Genomic DNA, 15,785 nt, shown 5'->3' with positions numbered 1-15,785 from the left:
GCCATTCAATTAGCGGGCTAAGTTTTGCATGTGAAAAAGCCGAAGACAAGAAAATTCCTATAACATATTTAACCGGGAATTAACCTGAGGAGAGTCTTAATAACAGTTCAGAGGCGCTATCTGTTGAGCTGGCACGATTTTCCCCTGCGGCATGCTACTGAAATCTGGCAGGTTGCCGCCTTTTTCAGCGATCAGACACAGAATGTCATTTTGCCGTTGACACCCAGAGGGCGGTTTCATATTATGCCGTCCGTCGCTTAACGCGATAGTTTTTCGGTTCGGGGCTATAGCTCAGCTGGGAGAGCGCCTGCATGGCATGCAGGAGGTCAGCGGTTCGATCCCGCTTAGCTCCACCAAACTTCTTCCCAAAAGTTTGGCACTGAAAAACGATTCCAGATGTGGGGGTATAGCTCAGCTGGGAGAGCGCTTGCATGGCATGCAAGAGGTCAGCGGTTCGATCCCGCTTATCTCCACCATTTTCTGACACGTCGCTGTCAACTTTCTGCTTATCAATCATCACGTCGTCGTTTCGCACGGATCTGAATCGCTGTTGCGTATTCTGCTGCAATCCAGTTGTCGTCTTAAATCGCTTTACTGTCGCGTCTGGCAGGGCTTTGTGCTGTCTGTGGCATGGCGCTAAGACGTGGTCATGGCGTGCAAGCGAGAGAGGACAGAAGGGGATTCAGGCGGGCAGAGAAGAGAACGGAAGAGAAGGGCGAGACCGGCTCGCCCTTTTATCGCTGGAATCGTACTTAGAACGCCAGAACCAGACCGGCGATAGCGGCAGAGAGCACGCTGACCAGGGTTGAGCCGTAGAGCAGCTTCAGACCAAAGCGGGAGACCACGTTGCCCTGTTCTTCGTTCAGGCCTTTGATCGCACCGGCCACAATCCCGATAGACGAGAAGTTAGCGAACGACACTAGGAACACGGACAGAATCCCTTCTGAGGTCGGCGACAACTGACCGGCGATTTTCTGCAGATCCATCATGGCCACAAACTCATTCGAGACCAGCTTGGTCGCCATAATACTGCCGACCTGCAACGCTTCGCCAGACGGCACGCCCATCATCCAGGCAAACGGATAGAAGACAAAGCCGAGCACGCCCTGGAAGCTGATGCCGAAGATCAGGTCAAACAGCGCATTCAGACCGGAGATCAGCGCGATAAAACCGATCAGCATCGCAGCTACGATAATCGCAACGCGGAAACCGGCCAGGATATATTCACCCAGCATCTCAAAGAAGCTCTGCCCTTTGTGCAGATCCTGCAACTGCAGATCTTCTTCGTTCTCGACGCGGTAAGGGTTGATCAGCGACAGCACGATAAAGGTACTGAACATGTTGAGTACCAGCGCGGCGACCACATACTTCGGCTGCAGCATGGTCATGTAGGCACCGACGATAGACATCGAAACGGTCGACATCGCGGTTGCGGCCATGGTGTACATGCGGCGCTGTGACATCTTGCCCAGGATATCTTTATAGGCGATGAAGTTTTCTGACTGTCCCAGTATCAGCGAACTCACGGCGTTGAAAGATTCCAGTTTTCCCATGCCATTCACTTTCGACAGCACCGTACCGATAGCGCGGATAACCCACGGCAGGATACGGAAATGCTGCAGAATACCGATCAGGGCAGAGATAAAGACGATAGGGCAGAGTACGTTCAGGAAGAAGAAGGCCAGACCTTTGTCGCTCATGTTACCGAAGACAAAGTTGGTTCCCTGTGCAGCATACTTCAGCAGGTGGTCAAAGAAGCCGGCGAAGCCTTTGACAAAGCCCAGTCCCGCTTCGGAGGTCAGGAAGAACCAGGCGAGCACAATCTCAATCACCAGAAGCTGTATAATGTAGCGAACGCGAATAGATTTACGATCGTGACTGACCAGCAGGGAGAGTATCCCGACCACCACCAGTGCGAGAAGAAACTGCAAAATATGGGACATGATTGCTCCAAATTTGAGGAGGATTGTATTTTGCTGCGTATTCTATGTAACGCGTTACTTAAAAACGAGATCTGAACCACAATATAAGTATTCGCTATCGCTATATTTTCCAGAAAAGTTCCAGAGATCACGTCCTGTTTACAAATCATTCACCTCAAATATCCACATAATGATTGTCTATATTTTACTCCGGGCGTAGAGTGACATCATTGCTCACATTTTTAGCAATCACGTCCTTTACTGTAAGATATAGCAATGGCTATACTTTATAGCAGCATCTATTACACCGATAACAATAAACAAATTTCACTTGCACAGGCTAACCCCTAAGCTGCCGGGGCAGGCTAATCGTCGACAGGGTACCGGATATGTTTGAGAGTCGTACCGCCGAGCGTGCCGCTCGCGGAGTCAGAAAAGTCAAACTCGCACTGCTGGGGCCCGCCTTTATTGCCGCTATCGGCTATATCGATCCGGGTAACTTTGCCACTAACATTCAGGCGGGCGCAGCCTATGGCTATAAGCTGCTGTGGGTGGTGGTGTGGGCCAACGTTATGGCCATGCTTATTCAGCTGATGTCCGCCAAGCTGGGTATCGCCACCGGCAAAAATCTCGCCGAACATATCCGTGACCGCTTTCCCCGTCCTGCCGTCTGGTTCTACTGGGTGCAGGCGGAGATCATTGCGATGGCGACAGACCTGGCGGAATTTATCGGGGCGGCCCTGGGGTTCAAACTGCTGCTCGGCATTTCATTGATGCAGGGCGCGGTGCTGACGGGGATCGCCACCTTTCTGATACTGATGCTGCAGAGCCGTGGACAGAAACCGCTGGAGCTGGTGATTGGCGGGCTGCTGCTGTTTGTAGCGGCAGCCTATATTGTCGAACTCTTCTTCTCTCAGCCCAATGTCCGGGAGCTGGTCGCGGGTATGGCCGTGCCCGCATTGCCAACGTCGGATGCCGTTCTGCTGGCGGCGGGCGTGCTCGGCGCCACCATTATGCCGCATGTGATCTATCTGCACTCTGCACTCACCCAGGGCAAGAGCGAGGACAGCAAAGCCCAGCGTTACTCTTCGACCAAACTGGATGTGGCTATTGCGATGACCATTGCCGGATTCGTCAATCTGGCGATGATGGCGACTGCTGCGGCGGCCTTTCACTTCAGTGGCCACAGTAAAATCGCTGAACTCGACCAGGCCTACCTGACGCTGCAACCGCTGCTGGGTCAGGCGGCGGCGACGGTATTCGGTCTCAGCCTGGTAGCCGCAGGCTTATCTTCAACGGTAGTGGGCACCCTGGCGGGACAGGTAGTGATGCAGGGCTTTATCCGCTTTCATATTCCGCTCTGGGTGCGGCGTACTATAACCATGCTGCCCTCTTTTATTGTGATATGGGCTGGCTGGGACCCGACCCGGGTGCTGGTCATGAGTCAGGTGCTCCTGAGCTTCGGTATTGCGCTGGCGTTGATTCCGCTGCTCGCCTTTACCGGCAATCGCGAGTTGATGGGGGAGGATATGGTTAACTCCCGTCTGATGCAGAACACCGGACGGCTGATCGTCGTGCTGGTGATCGCGCTGAATCTCTATCTGCTGGTGGGAGAGGCGCTGGGGCTGTAAGGGCTTCGCAAAAGAAAAAACGCCCGGGTTTGCCGGGCGTTTTTTTAGTGGCGATCGTGACCGTGCGGGCCGGGACCACCGGGGCCATGAGGCCCAAAGCCGTGCGGGCCAGGGCCGCGATAGTCATGACGATCCCAGTCGCGATCGCGGCGATGCTGATGTTCCCAGCGGCGTTCACGGTCGCGCTCATGCCAGCGGCGCTCACGCTCCCACTGCTGGCGACGACGCCATTCCTCATGACGCCACCAGCGCCGTTCGTTGTAGGTATAGCGGTCATTCCACCAGCGTGGTTCACGCCAGCGTCCCCCATCCCAGTAATATCCCCGGCGATCGCGATCGCCAAGATTCAGGGTGACGCCAGGAGCCAGAGTAATAGAGGCGCTGGAGGCCTGGGCTGTGTGGTGTGCCAGCGGCGACAAGGTGGCCAGCAGGGCAGCAAAAATAAGCGCTTTTTTCATTTTATTCTCCTCATCAACAGTCTGATGCTGTTGCGGCGCAGTCAGCCTGCGTAGTGCTGTTGTTACCACATTATTGTGTCGGAAAATTGTGAGGAAATTGGGGAGAAGCGGGGGTTTGAGACTATTCTGGCGCAGAAATCGCCCGGCCTGCACCGGGCGGTAAAACTGTTACAGCAGGGCCGCGTCAATCGCCGCTAATTCGCTGTCACTAAACTGACGGCGTGCCAGCATCGCCACCGCGTCATCGACCTGCGCTGTTTTACTGGCACCAATCAGCACCGAGGTAACACGTTCATCGCGCAGGACCCACGCCAGTGCCATCTGCGCCAGCTTCTGTCCGCGCTGCTGCGCTATCAGGTTCAGCTTACGGACCTTCTCCATCTTCTCTTCGGTCAGCTGACTCTCACTCAGGAATTTGCTGCCGCTCGCCGCGCGTGAATCATCCGGGATGCCCTGCAGATAGCGATCGGTGAGTACGCCACCGGCCAGCGGCGAGAAGGCGATACAGCCGACGCCTGCATCTCCCAGCGTCTGAAGCAATCCCTGCTCGGGCGTGCGTTCAAACATCGAATAGCGCGGCTGGTGAATCAGGCAAGGCGTGCCGAGATCGCACAGTATCGCGATCGCCTGCGCAGCCCGATCTGCCGGATAGTTAGAGAGGGCCACATACAATGCTTTTCCCTGGCGCACAACGTGGTCCAGCGCCCGCATCGTCTCTTCCAGCGGTGTGTCCGGGTCGGGACGATGATGATAAAAAATATCGACATACGACAGCCCCATGCGCTTCAGGCTCTGGTCCAGGCTGGCGACGAGATATTTGCGCGAACCCCAGTCCCCATACGGCCCCTCCCACATGGTATAGCCCGCTTTGGTTGAGATAATCAGCTCATCACGATGGGCACGAAAATCTTCGCGCAGGATCCGGCCAAAATTTTCTTCCGCAGAACCGGGTGGCGGGCCGTAGTTGTTGGCTAAGTCAAAGTGCGTGATGCCCTGGTCAAACGCGTGACGCAGCAGGGCACGGCTGTTATCGACCCGGGTCGCGTCACCAAAGTTATGCCAGAGCCCCAGCGAAATAGCGGGCAGTTTAATACCACTGCGACCGCTGCGACGATATTCCATCTGTTGATAGCGATCGGGATGAGGAAAAGAGGACATTCAACGCTCCAGGTTAAAAAACGGGAATTTGTGCCAGAACGCTATCAGTGTATACGGTTACACTCAGTGACAGCGCGCTGCAGATCGCGCTTTTACAGAATATTCCGCCAGCGTAACGCCGGCTTTCCAGGCATTGTGGCTGGCGAAAAGCGTTCTACACCTCGCTAATTTAATCGTCTGTCAGATACTTAACCCAACTCTTCCCTGAAAGGAATGCACAATGTCCACGTTCACTGTTGGAGATTACCTGTTGACCCGTCTGCAGGAGATTGGTATCAGGCATCTGTTTGGCGTGCCGGGCGACTACAACCTGCAGTTTCTCGATCGGGTTATTGCGCATCCGCTCATCAGCTGGGTGGGCTGTGCCAACGAGCTGAATGCCGCTTACGCGGCAGACGGCTATGCCCGCTGCAAGGGCGCAGGCGCGCTGCTGACCACCTTCGGCGTCGGTGAGCTCAGTGCGATTAACGGCATCGCAGGCAGTTATGCGGAGTATCTGCCGGTGATCCATATTGTCGGCGCACCGGCGACCCAGGCGCAGCGTCAGGGTGACTGTGTGCATCATTCGCTGGGGGATGGCGATTTTCAGCACTTCATTCGCATGGCCGGAGAGGTGAGTGCGGCTACGGCACTGCTTACCGCCGATAACGCGACGGCCGAAATTGATCGGGTGATTGCCAGTGCGCTGCAGGCCCGCCGCCCCGGCTATCTTTCAATCGCTGTTGACGTCGCGGCCCATGAAGTCGCTCCGCCGACGCAGCCGCTGCAGATCGTGCAGCCCGCATCGGCGGCGGTTCGTCATGCGTTCCGCGAGGCGGCGCAACGCCTGCTGGCACCCGCAGAGCGGGTTTCCCTGCTGGCTGACTTTCTGGCGCTGCGCTGGCAGCAGCAGTCTGCGCTGGCCGCGCTGCGCAGAGAGCGTGCCATTCCCTGTGCCTCGCTGCTGATGGGTAAAGGAGTAGTGGATGAGCAGCAGCCCGGTTTCGTCGGCACCTATGCCGGTGCGGCGAGCGCGGGTCAGGTTCGTGAGCAGATAGAGCAGGTGGATGTGGCCATCTGCGTTGGGGTGCGCTTTACCGATACTCTGACCGCAGGCTTCACGCAGCAGTTTGACGCGGCACGACTGATCGATCTGCAGCCGTTCAGCGCCACGGTGGCGGGTGAAGATTTTGCGCCGCTGTCGATGGCGGACGCGCTCGCTGAACTGCAGCCGCTGTTCAGGCGCTATGGCGCGCAGTGGCAGCTCGCCGCCGCGCTGCCTGAAACGTCGTCAGCTGAACCGGCGGCCGCGATCAGTCAGCACGCCTTCTGGCAGGCGATGCAGCGCTTCCTGCAGCCGGGCGATCTGATCGTGGCCGATCAGGGTACCGCCGCCTTTGGCGCGGCGGCGCTGAGGCTGCCTTCGCAGGCGCAGCTGCTGGTCCAGCCATTGTGGGGCTCAATCGGCTATACTCTTCCGGCAGCGTTTGGCGCACAGACCGCCCATCCCGATCGCCGGGTGATCCTGATTATCGGCGACGGTTCGGCGCAGCTGACCATTCAGGAGCTGGGTTCAATGCTGCGCGATCGGCAGCCGCTGATACTCTTTTTACTGAACAATGAAGGGTATACTGTCGAACGCGCGATTCATGGCGCCACGCAGCGCTACAATGATATCGCGCAGTGGAACTGGACAGCCCTGCCGCACGCCTTCAGCCTGCAGGAGCAGGCGCAGAGCTGGCGCATCAGTGAAACGGTGCAGCTGGATCAGGTAATGGCGCGGCTGGCTGAACCTCAGACGCTGTCGCTGATTGAAGTGATCATGCAGAAAGAGGATCTGCCGCCACTGCTTCGAAAAGTCACCGCCTGCCTGAATCAACGCAACGGCGGCTAAGATTCAGATAGTTGCCGCTGTGCAGGGTGGCCTATCGCGGTTAGGCTGTAGCGCACCTGAGTAAGACGCTCACCAATCGCACCGGTGAGCGTTGTTGTTTTATGGGCAGAAATTTATAGTGTCCTCCAACTCTTAAGACCCCAAGCGGAGCAACAGAAGAATGACAACTTATGCCTTGGTCGGCGATGTCGGCGGTACTAACGCACGCCTCGCCCTTTGTGAGGTGGACAGCGGCAGCATCACCCAGGCCAAAACATTCTCAACATCAGAATACGACAGCCTCGAAGCCGTCATCCGCCACTACCTTGATGAACAACAGCAGGATGTTAAAGATGGCTGTATTGCCATTGCCTGCCCGATTACCGATGACTGGGTTGAAATGACCAACCACGACTGGGCGTTTTCCACGCGCAAGCTCAAAGAGAACATCGGTTTTGAACACCTGGAAATCATTAACGACTTCACCGCGGTATCTATGGCGATCCCGATGCTGACTGCCGATAACGTGATTCAGTTTGGCGGCACCGAGCCGGTTAAGGATAAACCTATTGCGATTTATGGTGCCGGAACCGGACTGGGCGTCAGCCATCTGGTGCACGTCGACAAGCGCTGGGTGAGTCTGCCGGGCGAGGGCGGTCATGTCGATCTCGCGGCCAACAGTGAGGAAGAAGATCAGATTCTGGAAGTGCTGCGCGAAGAGCTGGGCCATGTTTCAGCCGAACGTGTGCTGTCAGGCGCGGGTCTGGTTAACCTCTACCGGGCGATTGTGAAGGTCGATAATCGCGTGCCGGAAAACCTGAAGCCGAAAGATGTGAGCCAGCGTGCGCTGGATGACAGCTGCATCGACTGCCGTCGTGCCCTGTCAATGTTCTGTGTCATCATGGGGCGTTTCGGCGGTAATCTGGCGCTGAATCTCGGCACCTTTGGCGGCGTCTATATCGCGGGCGGCATTGTGCCTCGCTTCCTGGAGTTCTTTAAGGCTTCCGGCTTCCGTGCTGCTTTCGAAGATAAAGGACGCTTCCGTGACTATGTGGCCAGCATCCCGGTCTATATGATCACGCACGATCAGCCAGGCCTGCTGGGCGCGGGCGCGCATCTGCGTCAGACGCTGGGTCGCATTCTCTGATTCTGCTTTATCCCGCCTGAATTTCCGGTCCGCCCTGTCTGACGACGCCGGATCGGAAATTCCGCCACCCTTATTATTCTCTCTCCTGCCTGACCAGGTCTACAGACGCATCAGCTGTCGGAACTGCTTCACCTTACTGCGGCTGACGGGCACCTGAAACTCCAGATCGCGCAGCTTCAGCAGATAGGTATTATTAAACCAGGGTTCGATTTCGCGAATCTTGCTGAGGCTGACGCAGAAGGAGCGGTGGCAGCGGAAAAACTGCTGTTCCGGCAGGCGTGAGCAGAACTCGGTGATGTTCATCGACATCACGTAAGATTCGCGCCGGGTATAGACAAACGTCAGCTTTTCATGCGCTTCCACGTAGTAGATATCATTCACGTCAGTAACGATAATCCGCTCATCCTTAATCAGGTTCACCGTCTGCGGCGCGGAGGCGGCGTGAAGCGGATTGACCGCCTGCTGCGCCTGAGCCGTGGCCTCCAGTTTGTTCAGCATGGTGACGATCCGCGACTCCTGATAGGGTTTGAGTATGTAATCAAACGCCTCCAGCTCAAACGCCTCCACGGCATGCTCTTTCCACGCGGTGATAAAGACAATCAGCGGCTTATGCGCAAACTGATGGATATTCTTCGCCAGCAGCATCCCATCCAGTGAGGGGATGTTGATGTCGAGGAAAATCACATCAACCCGATGCTGCTGCAGATACTTCAGCACGTCGAGGCCGTCGTCGAAACAGGCCGCAATCTCAATGTTGCTGTGATGCTGGATCATCCAGCTCAGCTCCTGCTGGGCCAGAAATTCATCTTCCACAATAATGGCTTTCATAACAGATTCTCCGCCAGGCGCTGGCCGTTCTTGCTGAGCGTAAAGGCTATCTCTGTGCCTGGCTGATGACGCTCGATCTGTAATCCCTGGCCCGACAGCAGTTTAACCCGGTGATGAACGTTGAGCAGGCCGATTTTATTGCCGGGCATCTCGTTGCGCGCCACCCGCGCCATCACATCATCGCTGATGCCCTGGCCGGTATCCCGCACCGCGATCCGCACCCGATCGCCCAGATCCCTCACGCTCAGCGTCACCACGCCTTTACCCTTACAGGGCTGGATGCCGTGCACGATGGCGTTCTCCACCAGCGGCTGGATCAGCAGGCTCGGCAGAAGAAAGTGCAGATCGTCATCAACGTCATAGATCATCGTCAGCTTGTCGCCAAACCGTGCCTGCTCAATAGCGATGTAATCTTTGACCTGCCAGAGCTCCTTGCGGATGTCGATCAGCTCGTCGTCATTCAGCTCCAGGTTGTAACGCAGATAGCGCGACAGGTTAATGACCAGCTGGCGGGCAGTATCAGGATTGAGGCGGATAGAGGAGGAGATAGCATTCAGCGCGTTGAACAAAAAATGGGGATTTATTTTGCTTTGCAGCGCGCGCAGTTCCGCTTTATTGGCCATCTCGCGCAGCTGCTCCGCGCGGGAGACCTCAAGCTGAGTGGAGATGATTTGCGACAAGCCGATCGCCATCTCCTTCAGCGAACCGGTGATCCGGTGAGCGCGGCGATAGTAGATTTTCAGCGTGCCGGTCACCTTGCCTTTCTCCCAGAGCGGGATCACGATCATCGAATGGATATCTTTGGTGCGGTGCGCTTCATCGTTGTTTTTGATAATAATCTTACCGCTGGCGATCGACTGTGCCGTGGTGGGGCTGATGCCATCATCCCCGTGCTGATAGTTGTGTTCACCGTAGCCGACATAGGCCAGAATCTGCTTTTTATCGGTCATTGCGACGGCATCAGCCTTAATCTCCCGCCGGATAATGTCACAGACGTTGCGCAGCGAGTCGCTGTTGACCTGCCGGAACAGCGGCAGGGTTTTGTTGGCGATCTCCAGGGCCAGCTTGGCCTGACGGGCAGCGATCGCCTCTTTTTCACCCTCCACGCTCTGCACCAGCAGCACGATAATCCCGATGCTGGAGGCGCCGAGGATCATCGGCAGGGCGATCTCCGATACGATCGCCAGCCCGAGTGAGGTGGGGCGCGCCCACAGCACGATCAGCACCATCGTCAGGGCTTCGCACAGCATGCCGCCGAGGATTCCGGCGCGCCAGCGATGCTCTTTTAACACCCGGCGGTTGATGCCGCCCGCAACGATCCCGGCAATGACGCTGGTAATCAGGCAGGGCACGGAGGTCACGCCGTGAATGTCGATCAGGAAACGGTGCACGCCGGCAATCATGCCGGTTGCGATGCCGACCCAGGGACCAAACAGGATGCCGCCAGCCATCACGGCGATCACCCGCACATTCAGCAGCGAGCCATCGACATTCACACCCGACCAGGTACTGAACAGCGCAAACAGAGAAAAGATAACGGTAACCGCGATTTTCTCCGCGCGGGTATGTTCATCCTTCTGCAGCAGCTGGCGAAACGAACGGGTACGCGTCAGAAAAAACAGGCAGATCAGCATCAGGGCGGCGCGATCAAACACTGCCAGTAACATCGTAAAGTGGGAGGACACGGGCGCCTCGTCGGCAATGGAAAGTCTCTCTATGATAAAAAATGTGATCGGGAACCGCTAGCGTCCTGACAACGCATGCCGTCAGAGGCTGTTCCAGATCAATTCTGGCACCATCCGGTTAAAAAGGGGAAAAGTTGAGTCAGCATAAGGGGAACTGTTTTTCCCCCTCCGGGACTGGTCGCTGCGATCGCGTTTTGCTATGTTGCGCGATAACGCATTTCAGCGACTGCTGGAAATCGCGTCCATCGGGAGCCGCACATGCAACTTGTTACCCCCAGACTCACCCTGAGTAAACTGCAGCCGGAAGACTGGCAACTGTTCCGCGCCGTACACGAAGATCGCGACACCATGACCTGGGTCAGCGACATTCCGGACGAAGCGGATATCCGTCAGCGTTTCACTGAGCGTCTGGCCCCCTGGCAGCCGGGCAGTTTTCATATGCTCTGTCTGGTGGCGCGGCGTCGCGACAACGGCGAGCCGATTGGCCTGTTTGGCTGCAGCCCGGAATGGGAGCCGCACCGCCAGGCGGAGATCGGCTACATGCTGCTGCATCGCTACTGCGGCCAGGGATATGGCAGTGAGGCGCTGGCCGCGCTCTGCCAGTTTCTGTTCGACGCCGAATTCCACAAACTCACCGCAATGGTCATCGAAGGAAACGGGGCCTCACGGCGTATTCTGGAGAAGAACGGCTTTCAGCTTGAGGGAGTACTACGGGATAATTATCTGCTGAACGGCTGCTGGGTGAACGATTGGCTGCTGGGACGACTGAATCCGCAACAATAAAAATATTTTCCCCCACGCTCGACAAAATGATCCTCAGCACGTTATGTTCGTAACGGGTCACCACCGTGACCCGCGTCGCTCGGACGGTCCGGGCGCTTACGTAATCCAGAGGTCATCATGGCTGATAACAGCACACCCCGTCGTTTCTCGCGTATTGAACGTTTACCCCCTTACGTTTTCAACATCACCGCTGAACTGAAGATGGCTGCGCGCCGGCGCGGCGAAGATATTATCGATTTTTCGATGGGCAACCCGGATGGGGCCACACCGCCGCACATCGTCGAAAAGTTATGTCAGGTGGCACAGCGTGACGATACCCACGGCTACTCCACTTCACGCGGCATTCCGCGTCTGCGTCGGGCGATATCGCGCTGGTACGCTGAACGTTATCAGGTGGAGATTGATCCCGAATCTGAGGCGATTGTCACCATCGGCTCCAAAGAGGGACTGGCGCACCTGATGCTGGCGACGCTGGATCACGGGGATACCGTGCTGGTGCCGAACCCCAGCTATCCGATTCATATCTACGGTGCGGTGATCGCCGGGGCGCAGGTGCGCTCGGTGCCGCTGGTGGCGGGCGTCGACTTCTTCAACGAGCTGGAACGCGCCATTCGCGAGAGCTACCCCAAGCCAAAAATGATGATCCTGGGTTTCCCCTCTAACCCAACGGCGCAGTGCGTGGAGCTGGACTTTTTCGAACGGGTTATCGCGCTGGCGAAACAGTACAACGTGCTGGTTGTTCACGATCTGGCCTACGCTGACATCGTCTACGATGGCTGGAAAGCGCCGTCGATCATGCAGGTGCCAGGCGCACGCGACGTTGCCGTCGAGTTCTTCACGCTGTCAAAAAGCTACAACATGGCGGGCTGGCGCATCGGTTTCATGGTCGGCAACAAAGAGCTGGTCGCCGCGCTGGCGCGGATCAAAAGTTATCACGACTACGGCACCTTCACACCGCTGCAGGTGGCAGCAATTGCGGCGCTGGAGGGGGATCAGCAGTGCGTGCGCGATATTGCAGAGCAGTATAAACGGCGGCGCGATGTGCTGGTGAAGGGCCTGCATGAGGCGGGCTGGATGGTGGAGAATCCGAAAGCATCCATGTACGTCTGGGCAAAAATTCCCGACCACTATGCGCAGCTGGGATCGCTGGAATTTGCCAAAAAGCTGCTGCAGGATGCGAAAGTCTGTGTCTCACCCGGCATCGGCTTTGGCGACTATGGCGATACACACGTACGTTTTGCGCTAATCGAAAACAGCGATCGCATTCGTCAGGCGGTACGGGGGATTAAGGCGATGTTTCGTGCCGACGGTGTCCTGCCAGGCAGTCTGAAAACAGAAGAGGCGGAGTAACAGCTAGCAGGGGCGACTCAGAGGTCGCCCCGTAGCGGCACTGTCGCGCCATTACTTCAGCAGCAGAACGAAGGTTCCGAACCAAAGTAACGCGAAAAATGATATTCCCATCAAGGCATATTTCACAAAGCAACTCCTCTGAGCGGTTACGATGATGGCGATCCCAGACCAGTGCAACGCGAACAGACAGGGAATCGAGGTCACCATTATTCTGTATGGCTTACTCTCTTCCGGGTTGATCTGAATAACTCAGAACAGGATCGAGCGCTAATTTACGCGGAATCCGGACCAAATGAAATAGGTCCGTTCTGAGATATTGCTCACAATTCTATTTCACGTCAATTTCGGGGATCGCCGACATGCCGACACGTAACTGGGCCAGATGCTGTTGGTCACTATCCAGCACAATTTTCACCGGCAGACGCTGAACGACTTTAGTGTAGTTGCCCGTGGCGTTATCGGGTGCGATGGCAGAAAAAGTTGCACCCGTCGCCGGGGCGATGCTGTCGACATGGCCGGTAAAGGTCAGACCCGGCAGGGCATCGATCCGCACGCTGACCGGCTGACCCGGACGCACATCGCGTAGCTGCGTCTCAAGATAGTTAGCCGTAATATAAGTCTGCTGCAGGGGCACCACCGCCAGCAGGCGGGTGCCGGCTGAAACATAGGCGCCGGTGCGCACCGCGCGCTGACCGACCATCCCATCCACCGGCGCGGTAATCCGGGTATAGGAGAGATTCAGCCTGGCCTGATCGACGCTGGCTTTCGCCGCCGCGACATCCGCCTCCGCTGAACGTACCGCAGCCTGGAGCACCCCCACCTGTTTCATGGCCGACGCCAGCGCCGCCTGACTCTGCTGTACGGCCGCCAGCGCGGAACGCTGGTTTGAGCTGGCTTTCTGCTGGTCGTCGGCAGCTACCGTGCCGCTCTTATAGAGACGGTTGTAGCGATCGGCGCTCTGCCCGGCATACTGCGCGGACGCCTGGCTCGCCGCCACGCTGGCTTTCTGCTGATCGATGACTGACTGCTGCTGTTCCAGCTGCGCCTGGCTGCTCAGCAGCTTTGCCTGACTCACCTGCAGATCGGCTTCGGCACTCTCCAGCGCCACCCGGTAATCGCGATCGTCGAGCGTGGCCAGCAGCTGGCCCGCCCTGACCGGCTGGTTATCCTGCACCTCAACGCGGCTGACATAACCCGATACCCTGGGTGCGACCAGGGTGTAGTCGGCGTTGACGTAAGCGTCATTGGTTCGATGATCGTTGCCGCTCATCAGTGACCAGACCACAAAGGCCACGGCCAGTAACACCAGCAGCATCAGGCTCAGCAGCAGGGTTCTTCTCATTTCGAAAGCACGCATATTTATTTATTCCGGAGGGGGTTTTGAATCAACGTCTGCGGCGGCCAGACCCGTTTAGGCAGGATGGCGGTCAGCATTAACAGGCAGGCGGCGAAGCCGATCAGCATCAGCCAGCTGTCGCTCAGGCCGAGCACCGTCGCCTGGTGTCTCACCAGGGTGGCAAAGCCGCTGAGATTTTCGCCGTTGCTGATGCTGCCATCCGGCAGCAGCGGCAGGCTTCGGCTGGCCTGACCGGCCACCGGCGCGGTCATCAGCCAGCTGCGATCGGCCGCCTGACTGAGCAGGACACTGGAGTGAAACTGCTCACGGTGTGAAAGAAAGACCTCAACCAGCGTGGAGGCGGCGATGCTGGAAAAACCGCGCACGGTATTAAACATCGCCGAGGCAAAGGGACCTTCGGGTGGCGCGACCACGCTGGTGGCGCTCATCAGTATCGGCAGAATAATCATCGGCTGTCCGAACGCCTGCAAAATCTGTGGCAGCCAGAAATTCTGCCGCGCCCACTCACTGGTGATCTGCGAGCCGAGCAGGCAGGCGGTCACCAGCAGACCGACGCCCGCCGTCAGTACCCAGCGGCAGTCAATCCAGCGGATAGTGAGCAGGGCGGCAATCAGCGGTGCAATCAGCAACTGTGGCAGACCGACCGTCAGCGCCAGCGGAGCAAACTCAAGCGGACGGAAACCGCTGACCTGCGCAAAATAGACTGACGGCAGCGCGGAACCGGAAAGCCCGAGGATCAGTACGCAGGCCAGCCCCAGCAGGCCGTGCGCCAGATTGGGGCGGCGGAGCATCTGCAGTCTGAACAGCGGCAGTGGGTGATACCACTCATTGATCAGGAAGACCAGCAGCAGCGGCAGTGCGGTCAGCAGCATGCCAGCAATCAGTGGCGAATTGAGCCAGTCAAGGCGTTCGCCCTGCGTCAGCACCAGAACCAGCAGCGCCACACTGCTGCAGCCGGTGACCATGCCAAACAGATCGATCTGCTGAAAACGTTCCGGCCGCAGCGGATCCTGAGGTACGCCCCAGCCGATCAGCAGCATCGCAATCAGCATGCCGGGCACCACCTGCCAGAACACCATCATCCAGCTGACATGATCGGTCCATAACGACGCCAGCGAAGCTGCCATGTTGGGGCCGAACGTGGCAGTAAGGGCATAGCCCGCCAGACCAAACAGCTTAAACGGCGGCGGCAGAAAGCGCAGGGCGACGGTCATCAGCATCGGCGGTAAGGCACCGCCAAACAGCCCCTGCAGAACGCGCAGGCTGATAAACAGCGTGGGATCCGGCACCAGCGGCAGCAGCAAACCGGTCAGCATAAAGCCCGCCGAGACGCCGAGCGTAAAACGCCGCAGCGACAGGGTGACGGCAAACCAGGGCGCGATCATCATGGCGGCGACTTCGGCCGCCTGATAACCGGAAATAATCCAGCTACCCTGATCGTAACCGAGGCCAATAGCGGCACGGATATCGGACAGGGCAATATCACTGACGCGATCGTTCAGCCCGGAGGTCAGTGCGGCGATAAGCACGCCAATCAGACCGAGTGCCAGTCGCAGTGTAAAAGGATGGGGGGCCGGCGCAGGCGCAGGCTGGGTAGTCATGGCAGGCGATCTC

13 protein-coding genes and 2 tRNA genes are annotated in these 15,785 nt (G+C 57.5%); 7 read left to right on the top strand and 8 right to left on the bottom strand.

Annotated features, from left to right (window positions below; translation table 11 throughout):
* Window positions 1-280 precede the first annotated feature (280 nt).
* Together ACR6AS_RS09295 and ACR6AS_RS09290 are read left to right on the top strand one after the other, a co-directional pair.
* A tRNA-Ala gene (locus tag ACR6AS_RS09295) sits at window positions 281-356 on the top strand.
* Between the two features lie 44 nt (window positions 357-400).
* Window positions 401-476 (top strand) — tRNA-Ala (locus ACR6AS_RS09290).
* A 276-nt stretch (window positions 477-752) separates the two neighbouring features.
* Here the strand turns inward: ACR6AS_RS09290 and ACR6AS_RS09285 are convergent.
* On the bottom strand, window positions 753-1,943 hold the full coding sequence (locus tag ACR6AS_RS09285; protein ID WP_111141164.1) for a NupC/NupG family nucleoside CNT transporter: 1,191 nt from the start codon (window positions 1,941-1,943) through the stop codon (window positions 753-755).
* Window positions 1,944-2,311: 368 nt separating this feature from the next.
* Here ACR6AS_RS09285 and ACR6AS_RS09280 point away from each other — a divergent pair, with 368 nt between their 5' ends.
* Window positions 2,312-3,553 (top strand): Nramp family divalent metal transporter, encoded by a 1,242-nt coding sequence (locus ACR6AS_RS09280; RefSeq protein ID WP_293772832.1) that lies wholly within the window; start codon window positions 2,312-2,314, stop codon window positions 3,551-3,553.
* Window positions 3,554-3,597: 44 nt separating this feature from the next.
* Here the strand turns inward: ACR6AS_RS09280 and ACR6AS_RS09275 are convergent, their stop codons facing one another.
* A complete protein-coding gene (locus ACR6AS_RS09275) occupies window positions 3,598-4,011 on the bottom strand; it encodes a DUF2502 domain-containing protein (RefSeq protein ID WP_111141166.1) in 414 nt (137 codons plus the stop codon).
* Window positions 4,012-4,179: 168 nt separating this feature from the next.
* Window positions 4,180-5,169 carry an L-glyceraldehyde 3-phosphate reductase gene (gene mgrA / locus ACR6AS_RS09270; protein ID WP_434161828.1) on the bottom strand — a complete coding sequence of 330 codons (990 nt, stop codon included), beginning with the start codon at window positions 5,167-5,169 and terminating at the stop codon, window positions 4,180-4,182.
* 220 nt (window positions 5,170-5,389) lie between these two features.
* Here mgrA and ipdC point away from each other — a divergent pair, with 220 nt between their 5' ends.
* A complete protein-coding gene (gene ipdC, locus ACR6AS_RS09265; protein ID WP_293772827.1) occupies window positions 5,390-7,042 on the top strand; it encodes an indolepyruvate decarboxylase in 1,653 nt (550 codons plus the stop codon).
* 160 nt (window positions 7,043-7,202) lie between these two features.
* Window positions 7,203-8,168, top strand: a complete 966-nt coding sequence (gene glk / locus ACR6AS_RS09260; RefSeq protein ID WP_111141169.1) for a glucokinase — start codon at window positions 7,203-7,205, stop codon at window positions 8,166-8,168.
* Window positions 8,169-8,267: 99 nt separating this feature from the next.
* Here the strand turns inward: glk and ACR6AS_RS09255 are convergent, their stop codons facing one another.
* Both ACR6AS_RS09255 and ACR6AS_RS09250 read right to left on the bottom strand, forming a co-directional pair.
* Window positions 8,268-8,996 carry a LytR/AlgR family response regulator transcription factor gene (locus ACR6AS_RS09255; RefSeq protein WP_111141170.1) on the bottom strand — a complete coding sequence of 243 codons (729 nt, stop codon included), beginning with the start codon at window positions 8,994-8,996 and terminating at the stop codon, window positions 8,268-8,270.
* Window positions 8,993-10,663 (bottom strand): sensor histidine kinase, encoded by a 1,671-nt coding sequence (locus ACR6AS_RS09250; protein WP_111141171.1) that lies wholly within the window; start codon window positions 10,661-10,663, stop codon window positions 8,993-8,995. Before ACR6AS_RS09250 ends, ACR6AS_RS09255 begins: the two co-directional genes overlap by 4 nt.
* A gap of 276 nt (window positions 10,664-10,939) precedes the next feature.
* On the opposite strand from ACR6AS_RS09250, the gene ACR6AS_RS09245 reads away from it, so the two are divergent.
* A complete protein-coding gene (locus ACR6AS_RS09245; protein WP_434161826.1) occupies window positions 10,940-11,464 on the top strand; it encodes a GNAT family N-acetyltransferase in 525 nt (174 codons plus the stop codon).
* A 117-nt stretch (window positions 11,465-11,581) separates the two neighbouring features.
* Window positions 11,582-12,814 (top strand): alanine transaminase, encoded by a 1,233-nt coding sequence (alaC, locus tag ACR6AS_RS09240; RefSeq protein ID WP_111141173.1) that lies wholly within the window; start codon window positions 11,582-11,584, stop codon window positions 12,812-12,814.
* A gap of 51 nt (window positions 12,815-12,865) precedes the next feature.
* Here the strand turns inward: alaC and ypdK are convergent, their stop codons facing one another.
* The 3 genes from ypdK to ACR6AS_RS09225 form a co-directional block, all read right to left on the bottom strand.
* Complete coding sequence (gene ypdK / locus ACR6AS_RS09235) at window positions 12,866-12,940, bottom strand: membrane protein YpdK (RefSeq protein ID WP_099257831.1); 75 nt, start codon at window positions 12,938-12,940, stop codon at window positions 12,866-12,868.
* A 202-nt stretch (window positions 12,941-13,142) separates the two neighbouring features.
* Window positions 13,143-14,171 carry an HlyD family secretion protein gene (locus ACR6AS_RS09230; RefSeq protein WP_111141174.1) on the bottom strand — a complete coding sequence of 343 codons (1,029 nt, stop codon included), beginning with the start codon at window positions 14,169-14,171 and terminating at the stop codon, window positions 13,143-13,145.
* Window positions 14,172-14,173: 2 nt separating this feature from the next.
* Window positions 14,174-15,772: an MFS transporter gene (locus ACR6AS_RS09225; protein ID WP_434161823.1), complete on the bottom strand. Its 1,599-nt coding sequence runs from the start codon at window positions 15,770-15,772 to the stop codon at window positions 14,174-14,176.
* Window positions 15,773-15,785: the final 13 nt, after the last annotated feature.

It is taken from the genome of Pantoea phosphatilytica (genome assembly GCF_051025615.1).
Classification (GTDB): Bacteria; Pseudomonadota; Gammaproteobacteria; order Enterobacterales; family Enterobacteriaceae; genus Pantoea.
The sequence above is the reverse complement of the archived record's forward strand: the minus strand, read 5'-3'. Positions and strand labels throughout refer to the sequence as shown.

Excerpts from the sequence above, each read along its gene's own strand:
- ACR6AS_RS09245 (WP_434161826.1), top strand. The coding sequence starts at position 10,940 with ATGCAACTTGTTACCCCCAGACTCACCCTGAGTAAACTGCAGCCGGAA.
- ACR6AS_RS09285 (WP_111141164.1), bottom strand. The coding sequence starts at position 1,943 with ATGTCCCATATTTTGCAGTTTCTTCTCGCACTGGTGGTGGTCGGGATA.
- ACR6AS_RS09250 (WP_111141171.1), bottom strand. The coding sequence starts at position 10,663 with ATGTTACTGGCAGTGTTTGATCGCGCCGCCCTGATGCTGATCTGCCTG.
- ACR6AS_RS09280 (WP_293772832.1), top strand. The coding sequence starts at position 2,312 with ATGTTTGAGAGTCGTACCGCCGAGCGTGCCGCTCGCGGAGTCAGAAAA.
- ACR6AS_RS09275 (WP_111141166.1), bottom strand. The coding sequence starts at position 4,011 with ATGAAAAAAGCGCTTATTTTTGCTGCCCTGCTGGCCACCTTGTCGCCG.
- mgrA (WP_434161828.1), bottom strand. The coding sequence starts at position 5,169 with ATGTCCTCTTTTCCTCATCCCGATCGCTATCAACAGATGGAATATCGT.
- ACR6AS_RS09225 (WP_434161823.1), bottom strand. The coding sequence starts at position 15,772 with ATGACTACCCAGCCTGCGCCTGCGCCGGCCCCCCATCCTTTTACACTG.
- ipdC (WP_293772827.1), top strand. The coding sequence starts at position 5,390 with ATGTCCACGTTCACTGTTGGAGATTACCTGTTGACCCGTCTGCAGGAG.
- ACR6AS_RS09255 (WP_111141170.1), bottom strand. The coding sequence starts at position 8,996 with ATGAAAGCCATTATTGTGGAAGATGAATTTCTGGCCCAGCAGGAGCTG.
- glk (WP_111141169.1), top strand. The coding sequence starts at position 7,203 with ATGACAACTTATGCCTTGGTCGGCGATGTCGGCGGTACTAACGCACGC.
- alaC (WP_111141173.1), top strand. The coding sequence starts at position 11,582 with ATGGCTGATAACAGCACACCCCGTCGTTTCTCGCGTATTGAACGTTTA.
- ACR6AS_RS09230 (WP_111141174.1), bottom strand. The coding sequence starts at position 14,171 with ATGCGTGCTTTCGAAATGAGAAGAACCCTGCTGCTGAGCCTGATGCTG.